This window comes from Desulfosporosinus acididurans, from assembly GCF_001029285.1.
Lineage (GTDB): Bacteria > Bacillota > Desulfitobacteriia > Desulfitobacteriales > Desulfitobacteriaceae > Desulfosporosinus > Desulfosporosinus acididurans.
Map to the genome: position 1 here is coordinate 1 of NZ_LDZY01000025.1, position 19,775 is coordinate 19,775.

A 19,775-nucleotide genomic window follows, 5' to 3' on the forward strand; every position below is an offset into this window, starting at 1 on the left:
GGGGTGGTTGTCATCAAGCTCCTTACTACGCTTTACATGGAATGGGTTTACGAGGACTAGCTTAATGCTTTGCTCTTTTAGATATGATGCCAGGCCGAACCAGTAATGGCCGGTTGGCTCTGCGCCTACCACTATGCAGTCCTTTTGTGCTTGACCTTTTAAACGTTCAATCCATGCATAGAAATCCCTGAATCCTTCAGCACTGTTTTCAAACTTGAATACTTTGCCCAGCTCTACTCCTCGCCAGTCGAAAGCCCTGGCGTAATGAAGCTCGCTGGCGATGTCCACTCCGATAACAATACTTCTTTCAGAAAGTTGCTTTAGTTTCTCGTTTTGTGTAAAATTCATTTGGGATGACCTCCGTTATTTTGATTGGATTCTGTTGGCCAACAGTCCTTTCAAATTGTAACGTGAGGTCTTCTTTTTGACAAAGCTCATTTTTTCCTACTACAGGAATGCTCCTCATTATTTTTTGAATGAAATAACCTTAATACAATCCTTCCAGAGCAAGTGAGTGAACTCGTTCAGCTAAAGCTGAACATTGGGGCTTCAGATGGGGACTCTACCCCACCTGAAGTTAACGAGGGACCCACCCTCACTTATAGAAGTGGGGGTCTTAAAAACTGAATAAAAAAACAGCTTCCCCGTAGGTAAGCTGTCGTTTTGACTCATGTAAAATATGCTTCAATTCAAGTCAATATTAAACGATTTTGCTTTCCTACGCTGGTACTAGCCAGATCAGGTTCGAAGGGACAAGAGCAATAGCTCTATCTCAGCCGCATTTGGGCACCCCTAGCAATTAATTTCGATTTATTATACAACGTCATACTTAAGATGTAAATGTAATGCACAAGTAAATATTTTAACAATTTAGTTCACTGAAAAACGCCAAAGTACCATGTCACCCAAAAGAGCTATATCCTTATATAGTATTTTGCCGTGGCCAGAGCGCTCGATAAGTATGAGATGAAGTGGGTCAGGCTTAAGCTATCTATACACCAATTCAGAATATCCACGAAAGAGATAAATATTAATGATGACGGTATTCATAAGAGCGTAATGCAAAAAAGATTCTGAACAGCGAAGATGCGACCATAATGCCGGCAGCTATGGCAACTGCAATACTTACCGTGTAAGAGCCATAATCGGCAAACTCTACAATCCTATTGTTGATCGCATAGCTCATCGTATAGTATAAGGCCCGACCTGGAACTAGTGGAATAATAGCTGCTGTTAAAAAAGTAGTAGCTGGCGTTTTCTCGATGCGGGCACATAGCTCTGAGTAAAAGGTTACTATAATAGCCGATACAAAGTACTGCGTCATTTCGCTGCTTAGCCAGAGACCACCCAGTAAGTATATCATCCATGCTACCATACCGCCTAAAGCAGCATACCATATTTTCCTTCCTTTAATATTGAACAGAATCGAAAAACCAAGTGAACCTATAAAAGCCAAAATGATCTGAAATGTAGGGATCATTTAAACATACCTCCAACAAAAACCGATACCAGACCGAATCCAAAAGAGATGGATAATGCTACAAGAATAGCTTCACAAAGACGCAGTAGTCCTGCTATCGTATCTCCGCTTATGATATCTCTTATTGAGTTCGTTAGAGCCAATCCCGGTATCAGCAGCATGATATTTCCGATTGCAATTTTATCGAAGCTATGGCCTATCCCGGTTCTAACGAGCAGAACTCCCAGCAAACCTACAATGAACGAGCATAGTATATTTACGATAAAAACATTCTTATCCAATCTTTGAATAAAAGTGATCACTGATTTCAATATCATGCCGATAGCTGCAGAAACAACTGCATCATTCAAGTCGCCTCCATAGAAAACCGTGAATGTTCCAGCAATCACACCATATACCAAATATTGGACATTTGGACCATATTTATGTCTACTCCCGATCTTTTCTATTTCATTGCTAATATATTCCGCCTCAGGTTTGTGAGCACAAATATAGTGGGAAAGATTATTAAGTCTGTCCAACTTATCCAAATCCGTTGCGTATTTCAAGATCCTCCTGGTTTGAGTGAGCGTATTTCCGTTTTTCGATTGCAGAGATACGACGATGCTAGACGTGATTGTAAATACATCCACCCGCTTAGCATCATATGCTTTGCAGATACGGCTGATGGAGTCCTCTACGCGATTTACTTCAGCACCGCTGACAAGCATTTGTTCTCCAATATCCATTATGTAACTTAGTAATTCTTTTGTAAGCATATGATTTAATGCCCTTTCAGTTATTCCAGACAATCTGAAGACATACTTTTAGCTTAATGATTCACTTTGATTATAAAATTCCATTTGCATAATTATACATCGAATTTAATTTATTGGTATCGGAAGCACCCTAAAGTGACAAAAAAACTGGCCTTAGATTTTTCACTAAAGCCGCTGTTTACACTTTTAGTTATGTGTTGCGTTAATTAAATCAAGGGGCTTTTATCTCCTTTATAATAAATAACCAGTCGATGGAGTGCCCGTGTACAGGTAATGTACAGTAATTGTCTATCAAAATCACTCACATAGTTTTCTTTACTAACATCATAACCGATCACAACATCAAATTCTAATCCCTTTGCCATATACGTTGGAATGACCAATGGACCTTTTGTAACTTCCCCTCCTCGAGGTTTAATAAGTGTTAGTTGCACCGATTTTTTCAACCGACCAAACACCTTTTCTGCTTCCCCTTGAGTTTTACATATGACGGCTATAGATTCATACCCTTGCTCTGTAAACTTCGCTATATCCTCAACGATCGACCGATCCATCGCCTCTAATGTTTCTTGAGGGATAACCTTGGGTTCCTCACCATGCCGTTCAATAGAAGCATAACCTTGTTGGGTGCCTTCACCTAGCAGAGCCTGTGCGAAGGTGTTGATTTCACAGGTCGACCTATACCCTTTATTTAAAGAAAGCTTAATCATCTTACCTTTATTGAGTATCTCCGATATATCGTCATATAGTAAACCGTCTGCTGTTTTTTCAATCGTCTGACGGATGTCTCCTAAGACAGTATAGGTTGCATTATTGTACAAAATCCTAAAAACCTCGTATTGCAAAGGCGTATAATCCTGCGCTTCATCAATGACCACATGTTTGATCCCGGAAACCACATCATTCCCTTCGATCTTTAACTTCAAATAAAGAAGTGGGGCATAATCTTCATAGTGCACTTGCCCCTTTTGTAGATTTTGCAGAGTTGTTAAAATAATTTCTTTATTAGTTTCCGGAAGTGTTAGACCTCGCGCCAACTTGAGTAAAAGCCCATGGTTCTTGAACAGCAGCATATACAAGTCTCTATAATCAACGATCGTGAATTTTCGAATTCGTTCCCGGAAAGCCACGGCTTGTCTGATGGCTAACAATCGGCTGAAGGACTTTATTTCAAACTCATGCCCTTCACTTTTTTCCACAATCTTTTCCAAGCGTTGGAGTCTCTTTTTCTGTAATGGGTGGACCTTTTTCAAGAGGAATGTCTCAATGATTTTAAGCTGTTTTGCCATCGGAATACCAATTTCATTGTGAAGAAAACGATTCTTTAGCTGCTGCCTCGTCGCTAGGATTGTTCCATTATAATAGACGTCCTCAAAGGGAATAAGCCGATGGGCGTAATACCATAATAGTCTATCAAGAATTTGCTTAAATACCCTCGAACCCTTGAAATCGATGCTTTGCCGCCGAACCTCACCACTCGTCTTCCCTCGGGAATGTATCAATGTTTCAAGCTGCATATCCCTTGTTTCTTCCCCAAATCTGCCTTGAAAAACTTCAGAGATTAAATCGTCAAAAACGCTTTGCTCCACGTTTTCTTCCCCCAGCTCAGGAAGAACACTCGAAATATAGTGACTAAAAACGGTGTTGGGAGATAATATGACAACTTCATTCGATCGCAGATTGGAATTGAGACCCTCATAAAGGAGAAAGGCAATCCTATGCAGTGCAATTGATGTTTTGCCACTACCTGCTGTACCTTGTACAATTAAGAGCTCGTGATCCCTATCTCTTATAATAATGTCTTGTTCCTTTTGAATTGTTTCGATAATATTTTTCATTTTGGCTGAGGTATTCTGGCTTAGCACTTCCTGCAGTATTTCGTCTGTAATCCTGACACTGCAATCGAAAAAGTATTTTAGCTTTGAATTCCAAATTTTATATTGCCTTTTCAGAGAAACATCCCCCCGGCTAATCCCCGCCGGAGTGTCATACATTACTTCACCTAGTTCATACCTATAAAATATACTTGAAATGGGTGCGCGCCAATCATAAACGTAGACTCGACCCGTATTCCTATCCATTAAATTGTAAAGTCCAATGTATATATTTTCTTTTTCACTACAACCTTTTTCTATAAAATCAAACCGACCAAAGTAAGGTGAATTTATCATTTTCTTGAGGTTTTTGAAACGTTGCGGATTGTAACTAGAGATATAATTATTAATTTGCATAGAATGCAGGTTTATATCGACAAGACTTTCAAAGTCACTCGAAGCATGAATGGTATTTTCGTACATATCTTTTCTGGCGGCAATTAAATCACTCTTTTTTTCTTCTAAATTCTTCGCTTCTTTTTCCACTTCTTCCTCGATAAAAGCCAATGCCTTCCTAAGATACTCAATCTCCTCTTGATAATTTTCTTGGTAACTGTCCATCGGATCACGCTCCTTTAATAAGAATCTTGAAGAAACCACTTGACAGCTCTAAGATATTTGTGATATAATATATTTAGTTATATAGATATTATGACTTCTTTTGCCTATTTTTAATTATATAATAAATACATCTTTAAGTATAGTAAAAAGTAAAAATCATAAAACTAAAATGCGTTGGTGTGAGAACTGCTATATTCTCACGCCAACGCATTATATATTTTAGTCGTATTATAGGCCCATAACAAACTTACAGTGAACTCGTTCAGTTAAAGCTGACCATCGGGGCTTAAAAACTGGATAAACCCTAAACTATACTTTTGTGATGCAGTAGATTATTTATTGAAATAATGACCTTGTTCCAAATCTGCAATTAAGCCTGGATGCACCGGGTTCCATCCCAATATCTCTTTTGTTTGTGGAGAGTTTCCCGGCTTTACACTTGGAATATCAAGTGCGGCCAATGCACCAAGAAACCCGAAGTGAGCACTGGCTTCCTCACGTGAGATGCTTACCACCGGAACGTTTAAGTGTTTTCCGATAGTACTGGCAATTTCACGAAAAGGAATTCCTGCTTCGCCTCTTCCTGTAAAATATGAACCAGCCGGTGCTTTTTCTATCGCCAGACGGAAAAGCTTAGCAGCATCAAGTCTATGAATAGCCGGCCATCGATTAGCTCCATCTTCAACATAGGCAGATACTCCTTTTGAGCGTGCAATACTGATAAGTTGTGGAATAAATCCATGCCTATCCGCATCACTATGCACGGAGGGTGCAAGACTAATGACAGCGGAGCGAACCCCTCTCTCAGCTAAAGCTAATGTAGCCTTATCCGAAGCATCCCCATTGGCATGAGCAGTGGTCATGAAAGGTTTTCCAGTATCTACAAGGGTTTCACCTATTGCGTTAATTACATTTAAATCAATAGCAAGGGATCCTGCAAAATCTGAAAAATCATGTCGGAAAGCCATATGAATAACACCTTCTGCCATGGAGGCTCCTTTACAAAGATATTCCGTATCTTCCAGCGTCCCCTTCAGTGCTTCCGCTCCAACATTTTCTAATTTTTTGACACCTTCTTCCGAACGTGTTAAACCAATCACTTTATGTCCAGCCTGAATCAGTTCTTGTACAACCGCCGAACCGATATAACCTGTTGCTCCAGTGACAAGAATACGCATAATAAAATCCTCCTAATAAATTAAATAGTAAGATTACCTTATACGGAATTGGAAGAATGTATACAATCTTTTCGCTGTCTAATTGAGACTAATCATATTCGTAAATTTTGTCGGATCAACCTGTAACAAATCCATATTAACTCCCCTCTTTGATTACAAGTTTAATGTTTTAATATTTGTAACCTTAAAACGAATTATATCATTATGAGCAGGTAATTACAACACAATAAATATGTAACTTGTAATAAATTTATATTTATCCTGTTTTTAAGGAAGCCCCGCTGTTCAGCTTTAGCTGAACGAGTTCACTTTCGAGTTTAATGAATATTATATTTGATGACTGCAGCGGTGAAAGAACGTGTTATAAATGTTCGCTGCTTTCAGCTTGGCCATGCTTTTGCAAAAAATGTGAAAAGTCCCGGCATACAATAACGCCCTCAACAATTCCTATTTGGAACGTCAAGGGCTTAAAAGTTTACTTTATCGTATTTGGAGTTTTGTAAGAGGAGAAGATTGATCGGCCTCACCTACTCGATTCAGTTTTGGGGATTTTTAAGTCCTCTTATTAGAAGATTTATCACAGATTCTATGTTTTGTTTTCGCTCAGGATCTGCGAATGAGTTTGGGTGGATAAAAACACTGGTTGCAAGATATACGGATCTTGCCGCTTGATAAGGAAATTCTATGAAAAATATACCTTCTGTAATTCCTTGTTCTATAACCTCCTGGATTTGATTAATTCCGTCTTCTATACCCTTTTCAATTACTTGCATTGAGTTTTGAGCCAGTTTAATGTAATTGGCAAACATTTCCGGATCATTAATGGCACTGCGACGTTTAGCTTCCGCGAAGTCTTCCAGTAAATGAAAAAGCTTAATATCAGCAGGACTATCTTCTTTTAAAATACTTTTTGAAGGAGCATGCAAATTTGCAAGCCAGCGTTCTGTAACAGCATTCCAAAGGGCAGCTTTACCATTATAATATCTATAAATGGCAGCATGACTGACTTTTAATGATTTTGCCACGTCAGTGATATTCGCTTTATCTGGTCCAAAACGGCGAATGACCTCTTCAGTGGCATTGAGAATTATTTCTTTATCTAATGAGATCTTATCCAATGTCATCACCGATTTCTCTTTTAATAGTAAGTATGATCATATCACGATTGGTTTTATGTTTCAAGTTACAATAATCGTAATTTTTGTCCAATGCAGAATTCTTTATGTCCCTGCTTCGGGAAAACATTATCCACAGATTTACCAATAACTATTTGTAAGTCTTCAATTGAGTTTATAGTTAAGAACTTTATATTCCCACTTTTCCTAGTCTACATTGCCAGTAAATATGATAACCGGCTTTTAAGTAAATACTTAATAAGCCGGTTGGAGAAATTCAATTCAATTATATGATATTGTTTACGGTAATCTATCAGGTCCTCGATCGTTACCACAGGTATATTATTTTTTTCAGCGAAGGCCGCGATTTCCGGTAGGCGAGCCATAGTTCCGTCTGGATTTGTAAGTTCACATAATACTCCACAGGGTTTCAAACCTGCTAAACGCATTAAATCGATGTTAGCTTCTGTATGACCCGGCCCTGTGCTTCTGTTAAAAATTGAGCCGAGAACATCAGATCTCCTTCGTTTTCCCGATGTTCATCATCAGTAACTAATACCCCCTGCCCGTTCCTCAAAGAGTCTAATGCTTTTTCAACTCTTTCATCCGGACTATTACCGTCGGCCCTGGCCTCTCACCAGATCTGCTGACCTTCTTAAAATAAAGAAGCGCTCGCGGGCTCCCCAGAAACTGGGATACCGCCGGTGGGGAATTTCACCCCGCCCTAAGACTAAGTCAATTTATTATAACAATTCTTTCAGCTATTGTGAACTGTAACCGATGGAAAAAACCTTAAGATCGTCGGCATATGTACAATGCAGCATTCCTTAAGTTTCGTCCGTCGTAGAGCTTCGTATTTGAAATTCCACCATTCCAGTTAATTGAAGTCCAACATTCGAGAGTGATGGACGCGTTATGCAAGCTCGTTTCTTGCTTCCTCTAGATGCTTCCGCATAAGGTTCTGCGCTTCTCCCGAATCATGACGCGAAATCGCCTCATAAATCGCAACATGCTCCCGAACAGTACGAAGTCCACCTATATCATGACTAAAACGAAGCGGCCCAGTCCTTTTAATTAACTCAAAAATATGTACAACCAATGTTTGGAGAAGCCGATTCATAAGAGTGTTCTGAGAAGCTTGAGCAACCATATAATGAAATCTCATATCCGCCTTAGCATAAGCATCTAAGTCATGATGTTCTATTTGCATATCCTTAAGGGCATGCGCAATCCAACGCAGGCTTTCCTCACTCGCCCGTTCTGCTGCTAAGCGAGCACATTCGGCCTCGAGAGTAATTCTTATTTCCCATAGTTCATCAAGGCGAGTGGGTTCGACGGATAAGGCTAAGGCTAAGGGGTTAATCACATAGTCCAGCTGAACATCCCGAATAAACGTCCCGCCCCCTGGCTTAATTTCTACCAAGCCTAAAAGTTCCATAGTTCGCAAAGCCTCACGCAGTGTTGTGCGGCTTACGCCCAATTCTCCAGCCATCTCGCGTTCTCCCATCAAACGATCGCCGGGACTCAACTTTCCTTCGATAATTAGATTATTAATTTGCTTCAATACCTCTTGATACGTCCGGTGCGGCTTAACCTTTTCAAATTGCATAAGGACCCTCCATGACACCAGGAATTTTTATTTCCATCTCGCTTTCATTCTCCCAATACTTTTAAGCATATTTTATTTCTAAACCTGAATACCGACCGGACATAGTTCATTGCATTTCCGGCAATCTCCACAATCTGTAGTTTCTGTTGTATGCACCCCCTCTAAAAAGGCTGTCAGAACTTTCATCCTTTTACCCGTATAACGATACCCCCATTCCAGTCCTTCCGTCAGATATTTAGGACAATTAACCAAACAGCTTCCACAGTGTAAACATTTCAGCAAATCCCCCTTCCCGCCTTCTGCTGCTGCCAAACGACCATTATCAATTAAAATGACATAGACTTCTTTGGGGCCATGCATACCTTGGACCATTTTGAATTCGATATCAGCTGTCCGACTAGGACCATTGATAAAGGAGATATAACTAAGCATATCTTTTCCTAACCCATAAATACTCATTGTTCGACAAACTGTTAAAGCATCCTCAAGTGTTGGAACGATCTTATCCATACCGGCAACCACTATATGGTTATAGGGAAGATTTGAGGTGAATCTGACGTTCCCTTCACTTTCTAAAAGGGTAATAGTTCCATTTTGTTCCACGATTGCCTCAGCACCTGTGATTCCATATTCCAAATTGGCTACAGTGCGTTTGATTTCATCTTTTACTTGAACAACCATTGCTTGGTCAGTTATCTCTTTATTCAACGTTGCAATCCAGGGATGGACATCAATTGCTGTTCCAACTAATCTTTCTCCGAGGTCAGTATTCTTGACCTCCACACCGTTTGCTTTTAGGAAATCCCTCAGACCGATCTCCGAAAAAATCGGATTCTTACTTATGGCGACCTGCCTACTTCCGGCAAGAATTTTTAAAACCTGCTGTTGAGCGTTTGCTGAATCAGCCGCAACAATAACATGGCATCCTTTGTTTTCTAAAGATGAAATTGCTTTCTCTACATGTTCTTTAAAATTCTTGGCAACCTCTGATTTAATTTCGTTAACTTGAGAGGCAAGCCTGGGATATTTTTGAATAAGACTTTTTCGATTGGAGTCAATGTGATTTAAAATTCTTTGAGCCTTTACTAGTGTTTTTGCCTCACTCATCTTTACGGCCTCCTTCCATAAGCCTGACTTAATAACTGTACCGTATGGAGCACTTTTTGCTTCATGTTGTTCTGGGATATTCCATCCCGAAAATGCACCATACATCCCGGACAACTCGTAGCCAATATCGTTGCTTGAGTATCGGCAATAGTCCGTAGTTTTCCTTCATTGATGCGATGTGAAAGTTCGTAGAAACTTAAACTAAATGACCCGCCAAAACCACAACAAGTATCAGCATCTTTCATTTCTACATAATCCAAACCCGGAATTCCCTGCAATAAATTTCGTGGTTCTTCTTTCACGCCCATACTGCCTGCCAAATGACAGGGATCATGATAGGTTACTTTTTCACTTACTTTTATATCCGGAGCTTTTAATTGAATATCATGAAATAGAAATTCATTAATATCTCGTACACTCTCAGCAAGTTTTTTTACTTTTTTCTTAATCTCCGGAGAATCGTCAGCAAAAAGCTTAGGATACTCTTCTTTAAAGGCCACCGCACAGCTTGGACAAACGAAAACCAAAGCATCCATCTCAAATTTGCTGTACATCTCAATATTTTTAAGGGCCATAGCTTTGGCATGAGCCATATCTCCGCTGACAATACTGGGTATCCCGCAGCACACATCTTCTTGGGCGAGCTTAACGGCTACATTGTTTTCTGCCAAAACGTGTAAAAGAGCCTCGCCTAAATCCGTCTCGGAATAGTTAACCACGCACCCGGGAAAAAAGCCTACCGTTTTAAGGGGACGAGTAATCGTTTTGGGATTAGCGTTCGTCAAAAAGGACTTTCTTGTCAGTTTGGGAATAACTCGTTCTTTAGGCATACCTAAGGAACTTAAAGGTAACCGTGAACTCATTCCCTGACCCGAATCCTTTAAAACAAGTTTGCCGAAGGTCGCGGCAAGCTTACTAACTGTAGGTAGGGATTTTGGTTTAGTTAACATGGAGAAAATTGCTTCTTTTTTCCAACCCATCCCTTCTTTCTCAACTGCAGTTTCACGAAGCTTCCACAACATCTCAGGAGTAGGCATTTGCACTGGGCAAGCCGTCTTACACTTTTGACAGCCAATACAAAGGGATAGACCGTTTTTTTCTGATTTCTCTAAGTCTCCGTGAAAAGCCGCAAAAACTAAGCCGCGTCCTCCAAGATACTTGTATCCATACCGGCTTCCCACCTCTGCATAGACAGGACAAAAGTTCAGACAACTACCACAGTTAATACAGTAAAGTGACTCTTTATAACCAGCTCGAATAGCTTCCTGACGTCCGTTTTTTAATAGTACAACGTGAACTTCTTTAGGTCCCTGTCCGTGTGCTTGCTGATCTAAATCAGGATCAAGGGATTCACTTACCCCGGAAATTACCGAAACATAGGTTCCGATATCTTGTCCAACACCGTAGACTGCAGCTGCTCGGACAACTTGCATAGCATCCTCCAAGGTAGGAACAATTTTCTCAACGCCGGCAATCACAATATGAGTTTTAGGCATCATCGTTACAGCACGAATATTTCCTTCATTTTCCGTAAGAAAAATACTGCCTGTATCGGCGGCAATCGCATTAGCTCCGGAGATGCCTATATCAGCATTAATCAAATAATTGCGAAGACGTTGGCGAGCTGCTACAACCAAAGCTTCTGGAGTACACTCCAGCTTAGTTCCCGCTTCTTCGGAAAAAACTTCAGTAACTCGCTCAATAGGAATATGAATAGCGGGTGCTAAGGAATGACTTGCCTCACTCTTGGCGAGCTGGTTAATCCGATCCCCCAGATCTGTCTCGATGACAGTAGCTCCTTGATCTTCAAGGTGGTGTGAAATATTAATTTCCTTACCGGCATTAGATTTTGATTTGACGATCAATCCTTTAGGGGGAATCAGACCGGCGATATAATTCTGGGCTTCCTCAGTTGTCTCAGCAACAAAGACGCTACATCCTTTTTCTTTCAAAGACCTTTGAGCCTGAACAATGACTTCCTCTAAAAGATCAATACTGTATGTTTTGATTTCCCGTAAACGGTTAGAAAGTTCCGGATAGTCCGGCACCATCTTTAACATGGCTGGCCGAATCGCTTCAAAAGCCCGAAACCGGCCTTTTCGCGACTCTAAATCCTGAAGCCCCTCTGTGACTTTATTTTTTATAATTTTGTAAGTATCTTGTCCCACAAAATCTCCTCCTCAGTGGTTTAGTGGTTGGACCAATTGAGTAAAACAAAAAACCTTCAAAAGGTCTTTTATGACACACATCATATATTAATTTATTGTTCTATATAATTATACACCAATTTTTAAATGATTAAAGTAAATTTTGGAACCTTCTTTTTAAAATCGTGCGGGGCATGGTGGCACTATTTTTCCGGCTCGAATGAACAATGTACATTTTCTTTCCAAATACATTGTCGTTCTAACTGCAGGTTTGGGAAAACTTTTATACCTTGCATAAAAACAAACACAAGCAGCACTTTCTGTTTTAAAATAACGAACATTTTCCATTGTTAATTCTTCAACAGTACCTGATTCTGTTTCTTTGCCATTTTTAAAAAAATCATTCAACAATTTTAAATGCTCATCTACGGAATATGTATCATTATTTTTATGATTATCAAAATATACTAATTCACTATTATCTTCAGGATAAAACAATTTTAATTTTTCTATATTTCTTTCTAGAAAGCACTTATCATACTCTTTTATAAAATTATTCAGTTCATCATCTTCAATTTTATCCAACATTTCTTATTCTCCAATCCCTAAAATGGCCATTTGCTTCCTACGCAATTTTTTTAGTACTAGCTCTTCCATTTAAATCCCCTACCTCAAAATGATAACCGTTGCTAATCCCATTAAATTTTTACTTTAACCTAAAACTGGCGTAGCAGAAACTCGAAGATTCGCTACGCCTTCAATATTGCGATTTTAGAAGAAGAGCCGATTACGATAACCTACATTTCCAGCGTAACCGCCGTAACCTGCGTAACCCTGACCAGGATCTACGACAACGTTAGTTGACATGGGCTGATAGATGTGTTGAGGAACATTTACAACATTATAGCGGTTTACGTTTACGACTGGATGAATAACTGGAATCACCCGTGGGGTGTAATAATTGCGCACACAGTATTGCGGGGGGCAACAAATTGGACTTCCTACACAACCATACATTCAAAAATCACCTCCTAGCTGTTGATATATTATATGCTCAAATGTTAGTATTGCCATATGATTCCAGCTGTTTAGACTTGACCCTTAGTAAAAAATTAGCGCAACTATCACAAACCATTTGATACCGTATATTACGTCTCATATTTTATTCACGTCTGATCATTGGAATGCAAGGTGCTCTTACAAGAAATGGGGGTCTTAAAAACTAGATAAACAGACCTACAAGTTTTGCAGGTCTGTCGTGTTTAAAAAGTATAAGACTATCCTAAAATTCTAGCCTTTACCACCACGGAACGGTTCTTGAACATATTGACGGACAGGATAATATACGGGATAAGGTACTAGATGAACATATCCATATCCCGTACCATAGGGATCATATCCGGGATGCAGTCCCACTCCATAACCTTGCAAATGTCCGTATCCTCCATAATTGAATCCATTATAACCTGGCCTCAAACCAACACCATAACTAAATAAATGTCCGTATCCTGAGCCAAACAATGGCATTTCACACATAATTCTTTCCTCCCCGAAAGTCATTTCTAATATTTTCCATTACTATATTATGGCTTTTTAATTTGATGAGGAACTTGCCCTCGTCTATTATTACAGAATTTCCCTCATCTTAACCTCAGCTTTAAACGCAAACTCTATCTCAACCATTGACTGAACCTTAACTTTCTACTCCAGCGCACAGTGCCACGATCTTGATCGTCAGCTGCGGGATGGAATGCACGGGCGTATTCTTCTAAGACATTTGGAAAATCATCATCAAGTTGCAATCTATTTCTTATTGATTTTGATAGTTCCTAAACTTTAATATTGTTTTACTAATAATAAACGATGCAATATAGGGAAAACATCCCGCCATAACAACAAAGTGTGCCAATTGATAGGATGGTCTGCTCAAAATATCATATGTGTTGCCTTTCAAAATTAGCGGTCTAAGGATAGACTCAATTATGTCGTTCGGTAATACCTCCACTAATGCAAAAAGAGTCATATAAATTAATAATATAATTACGACCACAAAGTACATCGATGCTTCAACTTTTTTGAGTTCACCATTCATAGCCGGGAAAACCCAAATACTTAAAAATGAAGCCCCCGCAAAAACTATAACACTTAAATAACCCAAAAAATCATGCGTATGCCTAAACTCGGCAATCATAATGCCAATGCATATAAGGGGTAAGATTGTGAGCATCAATACATAAACCAAAATGCTTAATTTATTTTTCGATAGATACCCTGAAATAAAAATTATTAGACATTCCAAGAAAATCATTCCACTCATTTCATATAACCTCATTTCCTTGGTGAACTTCTCCATCTCAAAGAGAAGTAAGCTCTCTATTGATCATTTAATCTAATTCCACAAGACAGACACTCTATTTCATATTCGGAAACTCCTACTCCACAAGCCGCTAGAATCAATTTCTTTTCTGTCGGTTTCTGGCACAACTAAAGTTAGCATTAGGATTAGTACCTTATTTGTCTTATTCTTTCAAGATCACAAATAACCCAACAGCTGACACCAAGCCCATGCCTGCTCCAAAATAGAATGGCGCTGAAGCCCCCAGAAAATCCCATAAGAATCCGGCGAACAGTGAAGCCGGTAATAGAGCCAAGCCAACTAAAGTAGCATGTAACCCAATGACAGTACCTCGTAAATGGCTAGGAGCAATGTCTGCCAATAAAGCTTTTTCCACTCCTTCTGTAAAGGCAATATAAAATCCATAAACAATAAACAGCGACCAAAGAGTGTTAATATGAGTCACTAACGCAAACCCTAAATAAACCAAAGCGTAAATGAAATATCCCGCTACCAGAATGCGTCTGCGTCCTATGCGGTCGGATAATCTGCCCATCGGATAGGATAAGATTCCATAAGTTATGTTGTATGCCAGGTATAGAAGGATGACGAACGGTGCGGATGCACCAAGTTTACTAGCTCTTAGCAACAGGAATTGATTGGATGAATTCCCCAGGTTAAAGATAAAAGCTAAGATCAAAAAGGCTTTCAGTCTTGTATCGAGTGCAGACCATGACAGGGATAATTTCTTCTTGGCGGCGCTTAGTTCACGAGGCTGCCGCACAAAAAATAGGGCCAGCACACCCAGAAAAGCCGGAATCATAGAAAACAAGAAAATTCGTTCAAAGTTGTTTATGTTTCCGATCAAAAGAAAATAGGCAATGACAACTCCTAGAGCCGCCCCGAAGGTATCCATCGCCCTATGTAAGCCGAAGGCATGACCACGAGCTTCTGCTTTTGAAGATTCGGCAATGAGTGCATCACGCGGAGCAGTCCGGATACCTTTACCTAATCGATCGATGACTCGCGATATAAGCACTCCACCCCAGGAGCCGGCAAATATAAGAACAACTTTTCCCAGAAACGAACTCCCATATCCCGCAATGGCTAATTCCTTTTTCTTTTTAGTTTTGTCTCCCCAATAACCTGAGAATACTTTTAACAAACTTGCAATACTCTCAGCTATACCTTCAATAACTCCAACGATTGCCGGACTGGCACCAAGTGTAACCGTCAGAAAGATTGGTATCAACGGGTAAACCATCTCTGAACTAACATCCGTTAAGAAGCTAACAATACCTAAGACCACTATGTTAAACATAATATTCACACTCCACATGAGAGCAAACTCCAAGGCGCATAATTTTGCCCCCTAAATATGTTCCTTTTAATCATCTCAACCTTCACAACATTGCCGTCATATGGACCTAAATTGGTTATCGTTGAAGTTTATGAGTCAAAATTTACGATGGACAATGTTGAGCAACCATTCGCCGCCCTCCCATCACTGCCAAATAAAGGAATGAAACAAAAACTCAAGCAGTTACAGGAAAACGTACAAAAAATGTTGTTTTGCCAGAGCAACTTTTAAAATCAATTTTCGCTTTATGTCGATCAGCTATATTATAACAAGTGACTAAACCTAATCCAGTGCCATTTTCTTTGGTCGTAAAAAACGGTGTTCCCAGTTTTTCAGAAGTTTCTCCACTGATACCAGACCCTTCATCTTCAACAGAAAATACAACCTGCTGGTCCGCAATGTATGTGCATAATTTAAGCGTTCCACCAGCTCGCATTGCCTCGAATCCATTGCGACTTAAATTGAGAATTAATTGTGAAATCTCTTTGGAGTTTAGGAGAATATCCGGTGTGACCCCCGCTTCAAGCTTGATTTTCTTATTCTGACTGTATGCGTCGGCTTCCAGCAATGGATACAAATTTCGTAGTATGTCATTAATGTTTTGGTAATGGCTCTCCATAGGGCTATTTCTGACAAATGACAAGAACTCCGTAATAATCGAGTTTGCACGATCAAGTTCTTCAACCATAAGGTCAAGCGTTGTTCTAAGAGCTTGAAACTCCATTTTTTCTCCTAACAATCGGAGATATCCGCGTACCGTTGTCATTGGATTCCCGATTTCGTGTGCTATACCCACGGCCATTTGCCCCACAATATTCAGGCGCTCAAGGCCCGACATTTCTGAATGCAACCGCGATAATTCTTGCTCGGCCTCTTTACGTTCTGTGACATCATAAAAAGTCCTAATCACCAACTTAGAGCCATCTATATCACAAAACGGCTGGAACGTGACCTCATAAACTCTATTGCTGCGAATTATTTCCTCACTATGCAACGGCAATTCATTGTTAAATGCCTTTTCAATTGAACAGTTTTCACAAGATCTCCTTTTATCGCCCACCTCATAACAGAATTTTCCTTCGCAATTCCCATATTTCATAATATAATTACGATTTGCAAATCGTATTTTATAATCTTCATCGATAACAATCATAAAGCCTGGAAGACTGTCTAGTAAGGCATGTAAACGCTTTTGCTCTTCGATGAGTGCCTCTTGGCCTCTTATCTGTTCGTCAAAGGCCCTTTTCAGAAGATGACCAATAACACCTCCACATATCATATAGGTTAAAACGACAATGGTCCACGAATATATAAATGAATAGTTATGGCTGGACAGCCACCGCTCAAACACAAAAAGAATTACTCCTAGGATCAATCCGAAGGTTATGAATAAGTGTATAAACATTTTCTTATTGTTCATGCATTCACCCTATTTCCGTTAAGCGAATTTCCATAAGTATCCTTATTTTATAACTATTTCCACTCCTAACATCATAATCCTTCACAAACTGCGAATTCTATAGGCTTTTAATGCAAAATATTTCTCCTCGAACATAAGCAAGATTGAAATTTTAGACGTATGAGTTATAGAGTTGCATATATGCTACTAGCTTCAAAGATTCCTTAATTGACTAAGAAATTGAAGATATAACAGGTGTCAATTTCATACATACTACACATAAAAACGACAACCACCAAAAAGGACCGAAATCGAAATTCAGTCCTTTTACTTAATTTTATTCGTTGCTATTATACTTCATTTAAGTGTTGTTGTTTACTGCCAATTGTGCCTGAGAATGAGCAGTTAAATTCACTTGCTCCATGGAAGTAGTTGTTTGCACTAAACTAGCAGAAATCTCTTCTGAGCTGGAAGCTGATTCTTGGGCCGTTGCTGTCACATTTTGAATTGCCCTGCTTATACGTAAAAATCCAGAGCAACACGCCCTGGATTAAATTCCCCGCAAAGCCGTTTAGATTATTTAGTTTTCAACCCGCTCTCGTAGTTGCTAATTATTTTCATTCTATGCAGCTTCCTTATAACTCAAGGTTAACTTTTTAGGCTCAGAGTGAAGTTTCTTTTGCTTTATATCTAATTGTCCCTTTAATAAGACAATTTTACTATCCGTAACCTTTGGTTGATCTGCCAGTAACATGTACTTCTTAGTTATGAAAATAAATCTTTCATCAGAGTTTTTTATCAAATACAACTTCCCATATTCTTCATCTTCAATAAAATAGTTCTTGCCTAAGCTAATATTGCTCATGATCCACAGTGCAATTAAGTACATCGCTATGGTAAGCAATAATCCCATTACAAAGGTAAAACCATAAGCATAAATATTTTCCATTCTCAAATCTCTCCTTAAATAAAGAACCAATGAAATACCAAGCACAAGAAGCATAACTCTTACAAAATCAACAAAACGCCTTTTTCCTCCATTCAGAATTGTACTATCAACCGTTTCAAAGCTGGAAATTAGGATAATTGCTTCTACACTAAAAGTACAAAGGCCAGTTATTGTTGAATAGTAAATTAATTGCCCCATTACCACCCCTCCTTTATTTTATAAAGAGAAATTGCCAAATAGGTTATTAAATTAACTTCCTCCTCTAAAACCATATGCCTTAAATTATTCATAACTTAAGTCCCATCCAAATAGGACTTGAGTACTACTAACATTATACAATGAAACAGGATAATATCCATTATTTTGACAATATCTTAATATTCTATCTATATAACTCCAAATAATTCATTGGCTATCCTGCAATTTTAACCACAAATGACAATGGCACCCAACAGTCTAAGAAGTAACTGATAATTATTCTTAATTATTGGATTAATAAAATTGGTTTGATTATAAAATTCCTATACATTATGTTTAATTTTAAAGTATTAGAAAAGCCTCTAAAGTTACAAAAAAAGCGACCTTAGATTTTTCACTAAAGCCACCGTTCACTTTTATATTAATTCATGTCGATTACTTCTATTCTTTGTTAAACATAGAAAACAGACTATTATTCTCGAGATAAATATGCTGAAAAAGATCACTTTCAAGCTCATGAAGCTTATGATAGGTCAAACTAAAGGAATTGCAGGCATCATTAGGAACATGATAGTCACTTGTGATCTTTCATAATTCCGTAATCGACCTGCACCCTCATGTTCTGTTACTAATTCACCTATAGCTTGCATAACCTTGCTGAAAGTTTCCGGATTATTCGTTTGTGCATAAACCTTAATCAAAGGAAACTCGACTACCCTCTCTTTTATCAAATGCTGATCTAGTTCTGTCTTCAATTATGAAGTAACTTGTGAACCCTTGCCAACTCAGGATTTTTCCTTATAGGTAATTGGCCTTTAATTGTTCGACAAGAATAAAGTATTTTTCATACAAACCATCGCCTGTCTCCTGATGTGAATGGTAAACTAAACCATACACATTTACGCCAATGAAAGCATACAGGTTTCTGCCACAAAGCATACAACTTTTTGCCAACAACCATACAACTTAAATCAAATACAGCGATCGGACTTTGTTAGAATAGTGACTAGCAAAGAGGTCAGGAGCTGTTAGAATGAAAGGATTTAAGATGTATAAACAGATACAACAACTTAAAGAGATTGGATTCACTCGGTCTCGGACAGCCAAGCAGCTGAACATAAATCGAGAAACTGTAACACGGTATTGGAACATGACAGCGGATGAATTCGCCAAGCAGCTGTATAGCATTAACCGGGAACTGTTACTTTCAAACTATGAGGAAATTATCATCAACTGGTTGAAACAATATCCAACAATGACAGCCGCCCAAGTATGCGATTGGCTCAAGGAGCATTACAAAGAGGATATCAAGGAACGAACTGTCAGTCGTTATGTCAAAGGGTTACGAGAGGAATATAATCTGAAAAAATCCAATCATCCCAGGGATTATGAGGCTGTAGAAGAGCTCCCAATGGGGCAGCAGTTACAGGTGGACTTTGGTGAAAAGTGGATGCAATCCATTGATGGGCAGCGTGTAAAGATTCGCTTTGCAGCCTTTGTACTCGCTCACGCACGTTACAAATGGGCATTCTTTCAAACTCGGCCATTCACAACAAGCGATCTGGTTTCAAGCTGTCATGAGTGCTTTAGATATATAGGTGGGATGCCGCTAGAAGTGGTATTTGATCAGGATAGTATCGTCAGTGTATCGGAAAACTATGGAGATATTATTCATACCTTTGAGTTTGAGAAGTTCCGGCAAGAA

20 protein-coding genes and 2 riboswitches are annotated in these 19,775 nt (G+C 39.1%); of the genes, 1 reads left to right on the plus strand and 19 read right to left on the minus strand.

What is annotated here, in order from left to right; translation table 11 throughout:
- From DEAC_RS20940 to DEAC_RS23400, 19 genes are all read right to left on the minus strand, one after another.
- The coding region (locus DEAC_RS20940; RefSeq protein WP_047812043.1) for an IS110 family transposase at nucleotides 1-348 on the minus strand (348 nt) is incomplete at its 3' end.
- A gap of 350 nt (nucleotides 349-698) precedes the next feature.
- Nucleotides 699-804: riboswitch (TPP riboswitch) on the minus strand.
- A gap of 226 nt (nucleotides 805-1,030) precedes the next feature.
- Entirely contained in the window at nucleotides 1,031-1,480 is a 450-nt protein-coding gene (locus DEAC_RS20945) for a threonine/serine exporter family protein (protein ID WP_047812044.1), read from the minus strand.
- Nucleotides 1,477-2,271 carry a threonine/serine exporter family protein gene (locus tag DEAC_RS20950; RefSeq protein WP_242847237.1) on the minus strand — a complete coding sequence of 265 codons (795 nt, stop codon included), beginning with the start codon at nucleotides 2,269-2,271 and terminating at the stop codon, nucleotides 1,477-1,479. Before DEAC_RS20950 ends, DEAC_RS20945 begins: the two co-directional genes overlap by 4 nt.
- A 173-nt stretch (nucleotides 2,272-2,444) precedes the next feature.
- Nucleotides 2,445-4,673: a HelD family protein gene (locus DEAC_RS20955; RefSeq protein ID WP_047812046.1), complete on the minus strand. Its 2,229-nt coding sequence runs from the start codon at nucleotides 4,671-4,673 to the stop codon at nucleotides 2,445-2,447.
- A gap of 332 nt (nucleotides 4,674-5,005) precedes the next feature.
- The gene (locus DEAC_RS20960) at nucleotides 5,006-5,851 is read right to left on the minus strand and encodes an SDR family oxidoreductase (RefSeq protein ID WP_047812047.1); all 846 of its coding nucleotides are present in this window, start codon (nucleotides 5,849-5,851) and stop codon (nucleotides 5,006-5,008) included.
- 536 nt (nucleotides 5,852-6,387) lie between these two features.
- Entirely contained in the window at nucleotides 6,388-6,975 is a 588-nt protein-coding gene (locus tag DEAC_RS20965; RefSeq protein ID WP_152671463.1) for a TetR/AcrR family transcriptional regulator, read from the minus strand.
- 203 nt (nucleotides 6,976-7,178) lie between these two features.
- Nucleotides 7,179-7,415 carry a 3,4-dihydroxy-2-butanone-4-phosphate synthase gene (locus DEAC_RS24890; protein WP_047812048.1) on the minus strand — a complete coding sequence of 79 codons (237 nt, stop codon included), beginning with the start codon at nucleotides 7,413-7,415 and terminating at the stop codon, nucleotides 7,179-7,181.
- Nucleotides 7,415-7,543: a 3,4-dihydroxy-2-butanone-4-phosphate synthase gene (locus DEAC_RS24895; protein WP_427846288.1), complete on the minus strand. Its 129-nt coding sequence runs from the start codon at nucleotides 7,541-7,543 to the stop codon at nucleotides 7,415-7,417. Before DEAC_RS24895 ends, DEAC_RS24890 begins: the two co-directional genes overlap by 1 nt.
- Before the next feature lie 13 nt (nucleotides 7,544-7,556).
- A riboswitch (FMN riboswitch) is annotated at nucleotides 7,557-7,702 on the minus strand.
- A 177-nt stretch (nucleotides 7,703-7,879) separates the two neighbouring features.
- A complete protein-coding gene (locus DEAC_RS20975) occupies nucleotides 7,880-8,575 on the minus strand; it encodes a FadR/GntR family transcriptional regulator (protein ID WP_047812049.1) in 696 nt (231 codons plus the stop codon).
- 78 nt (nucleotides 8,576-8,653) lie between these two features.
- Nucleotides 8,654-9,682, minus strand: coding sequence for an LUD domain-containing protein (locus DEAC_RS20980; protein WP_047812050.1), 1,029 nt, complete (start codon nucleotides 9,680-9,682; stop codon nucleotides 8,654-8,656).
- Nucleotides 9,683-9,684: 2 nt separating this feature from the next.
- Nucleotides 9,685-11,850, minus strand: coding sequence for an LUD domain-containing protein (locus DEAC_RS20985; RefSeq protein WP_047812051.1), 2,166 nt, complete (start codon nucleotides 11,848-11,850; stop codon nucleotides 9,685-9,687).
- A gap of 156 nt (nucleotides 11,851-12,006) precedes the next feature.
- Nucleotides 12,007-12,417, minus strand: coding sequence for a hypothetical protein (locus tag DEAC_RS20990; RefSeq protein ID WP_047812052.1), 411 nt, complete (start codon nucleotides 12,415-12,417; stop codon nucleotides 12,007-12,009).
- A 183-nt stretch (nucleotides 12,418-12,600) separates the two neighbouring features.
- A complete protein-coding gene (locus DEAC_RS23040; RefSeq protein ID WP_083996403.1) occupies nucleotides 12,601-12,846 on the minus strand; it encodes a spore coat protein D in 246 nt (81 codons plus the stop codon).
- Nucleotides 12,847-13,119: 273 nt separating this feature from the next.
- On the minus strand, nucleotides 13,120-13,365 hold the full coding sequence (locus tag DEAC_RS20995; RefSeq protein ID WP_047812053.1) for a hypothetical protein: 246 nt from the start codon (nucleotides 13,363-13,365) through the stop codon (nucleotides 13,120-13,122).
- Between the two features lie 274 nt (nucleotides 13,366-13,639).
- Complete coding sequence (locus DEAC_RS21000) at nucleotides 13,640-14,146, minus strand: hypothetical protein (RefSeq protein WP_047812054.1); 507 nt, start codon at nucleotides 14,144-14,146, stop codon at nucleotides 13,640-13,642.
- Between the two features lie 202 nt (nucleotides 14,147-14,348).
- A complete protein-coding gene (locus tag DEAC_RS21005) occupies nucleotides 14,349-15,485 on the minus strand; it encodes an MFS transporter (protein ID WP_047812059.1) in 1,137 nt (378 codons plus the stop codon).
- A 214-nt stretch (nucleotides 15,486-15,699) separates the two neighbouring features.
- A complete protein-coding gene (locus DEAC_RS21010; RefSeq protein WP_047812055.1) occupies nucleotides 15,700-16,944 on the minus strand; it encodes an ATP-binding protein in 1,245 nt (414 codons plus the stop codon).
- Between the two features lie 601 nt (nucleotides 16,945-17,545).
- Complete coding sequence (locus DEAC_RS21015; RefSeq protein ID WP_047812056.1) at nucleotides 17,546-18,070, minus strand: hypothetical protein; 525 nt, start codon at nucleotides 18,068-18,070, stop codon at nucleotides 17,546-17,548.
- Between the two features lie 533 nt (nucleotides 18,071-18,603).
- Nucleotides 18,604-18,825: a hypothetical protein gene (locus DEAC_RS23400; RefSeq protein WP_152671464.1), complete on the minus strand. Its 222-nt coding sequence runs from the start codon at nucleotides 18,823-18,825 to the stop codon at nucleotides 18,604-18,606.
- A 278-nt stretch (nucleotides 18,826-19,103) separates the two neighbouring features.
- Between DEAC_RS23400 and DEAC_RS21020 the strand changes: the two genes are divergently transcribed.
- Nucleotides 19,104-19,775: transposase (locus DEAC_RS21020; protein ID WP_047812057.1), on the plus strand; the 672-nt coding region annotated here is incomplete at its 3' end.

What these genes read in the sequence shown, in the direction of transcription:
- DEAC_RS20945 (WP_047812044.1), bottom strand. Translation starts at nt 1,480, where the DNA reads ATGATCCCTACATTTCAGATCATTTTGGCTTTTATAGGTTCACTTGGT.
- DEAC_RS20955 (WP_047812046.1), bottom strand. Translation starts at nt 4,673, where the DNA reads ATGGACAGTTACCAAGAAAATTATCAAGAGGAGATTGAGTATCTTAGG.
- DEAC_RS20960 (WP_047812047.1), bottom strand. Translation starts at nt 5,851, where the DNA reads ATGCGTATTCTTGTCACTGGAGCAACAGGTTATATCGGTTCGGCGGTT.
- DEAC_RS20965 (WP_152671463.1), bottom strand. Translation starts at nt 6,975, where the DNA reads ATGACATTGGATAAGATCTCATTAGATAAAGAAATAATTCTCAATGCC.
- DEAC_RS24890 (WP_047812048.1), bottom strand. Translation starts at nt 7,415, where the DNA reads ATGCGTTTAGCAGGTTTGAAACCCTGTGGAGTATTATGTGAACTTACA.
- DEAC_RS20975 (WP_047812049.1), bottom strand. Translation starts at nt 8,575, where the DNA reads ATGCAATTTGAAAAGGTTAAGCCGCACCGGACGTATCAAGAGGTATTG.
- DEAC_RS20980 (WP_047812050.1), bottom strand. Translation starts at nt 9,682, where the DNA reads ATGAGTGAGGCAAAAACACTAGTAAAGGCTCAAAGAATTTTAAATCAC.
- DEAC_RS20990 (WP_047812052.1), bottom strand. Translation starts at nt 12,417, where the DNA reads ATGTTGGATAAAATTGAAGATGATGAACTGAATAATTTTATAAAAGAG.
- DEAC_RS23040 (WP_083996403.1), bottom strand. Translation starts at nt 12,846, where the DNA reads ATGTATGGTTGTGTAGGAAGTCCAATTTGTTGCCCCCCGCAATACTGT.
- DEAC_RS20995 (WP_047812053.1), bottom strand. Translation starts at nt 13,365, where the DNA reads ATGTGTGAAATGCCATTGTTTGGCTCAGGATACGGACATTTATTTAGT.
- DEAC_RS21000 (WP_047812054.1), bottom strand. Translation starts at nt 14,146, where the DNA reads ATGAGTGGAATGATTTTCTTGGAATGTCTAATAATTTTTATTTCAGGG.
- DEAC_RS21005 (WP_047812059.1), bottom strand. Translation starts at nt 15,485, where the DNA reads ATGTTTAACATAGTGGTCTTAGGTATTGTTAGCTTCTTAACGGATGTT.
- DEAC_RS21010 (WP_047812055.1), bottom strand. Translation starts at nt 16,944, where the DNA reads ATGAACAATAAGAAAATGTTTATACACTTATTCATAACCTTCGGATTG.
- DEAC_RS21015 (WP_047812056.1), bottom strand. Translation starts at nt 18,070, where the DNA reads ATGGGGCAATTAATTTACTATTCAACAATAACTGGCCTTTGTACTTTT.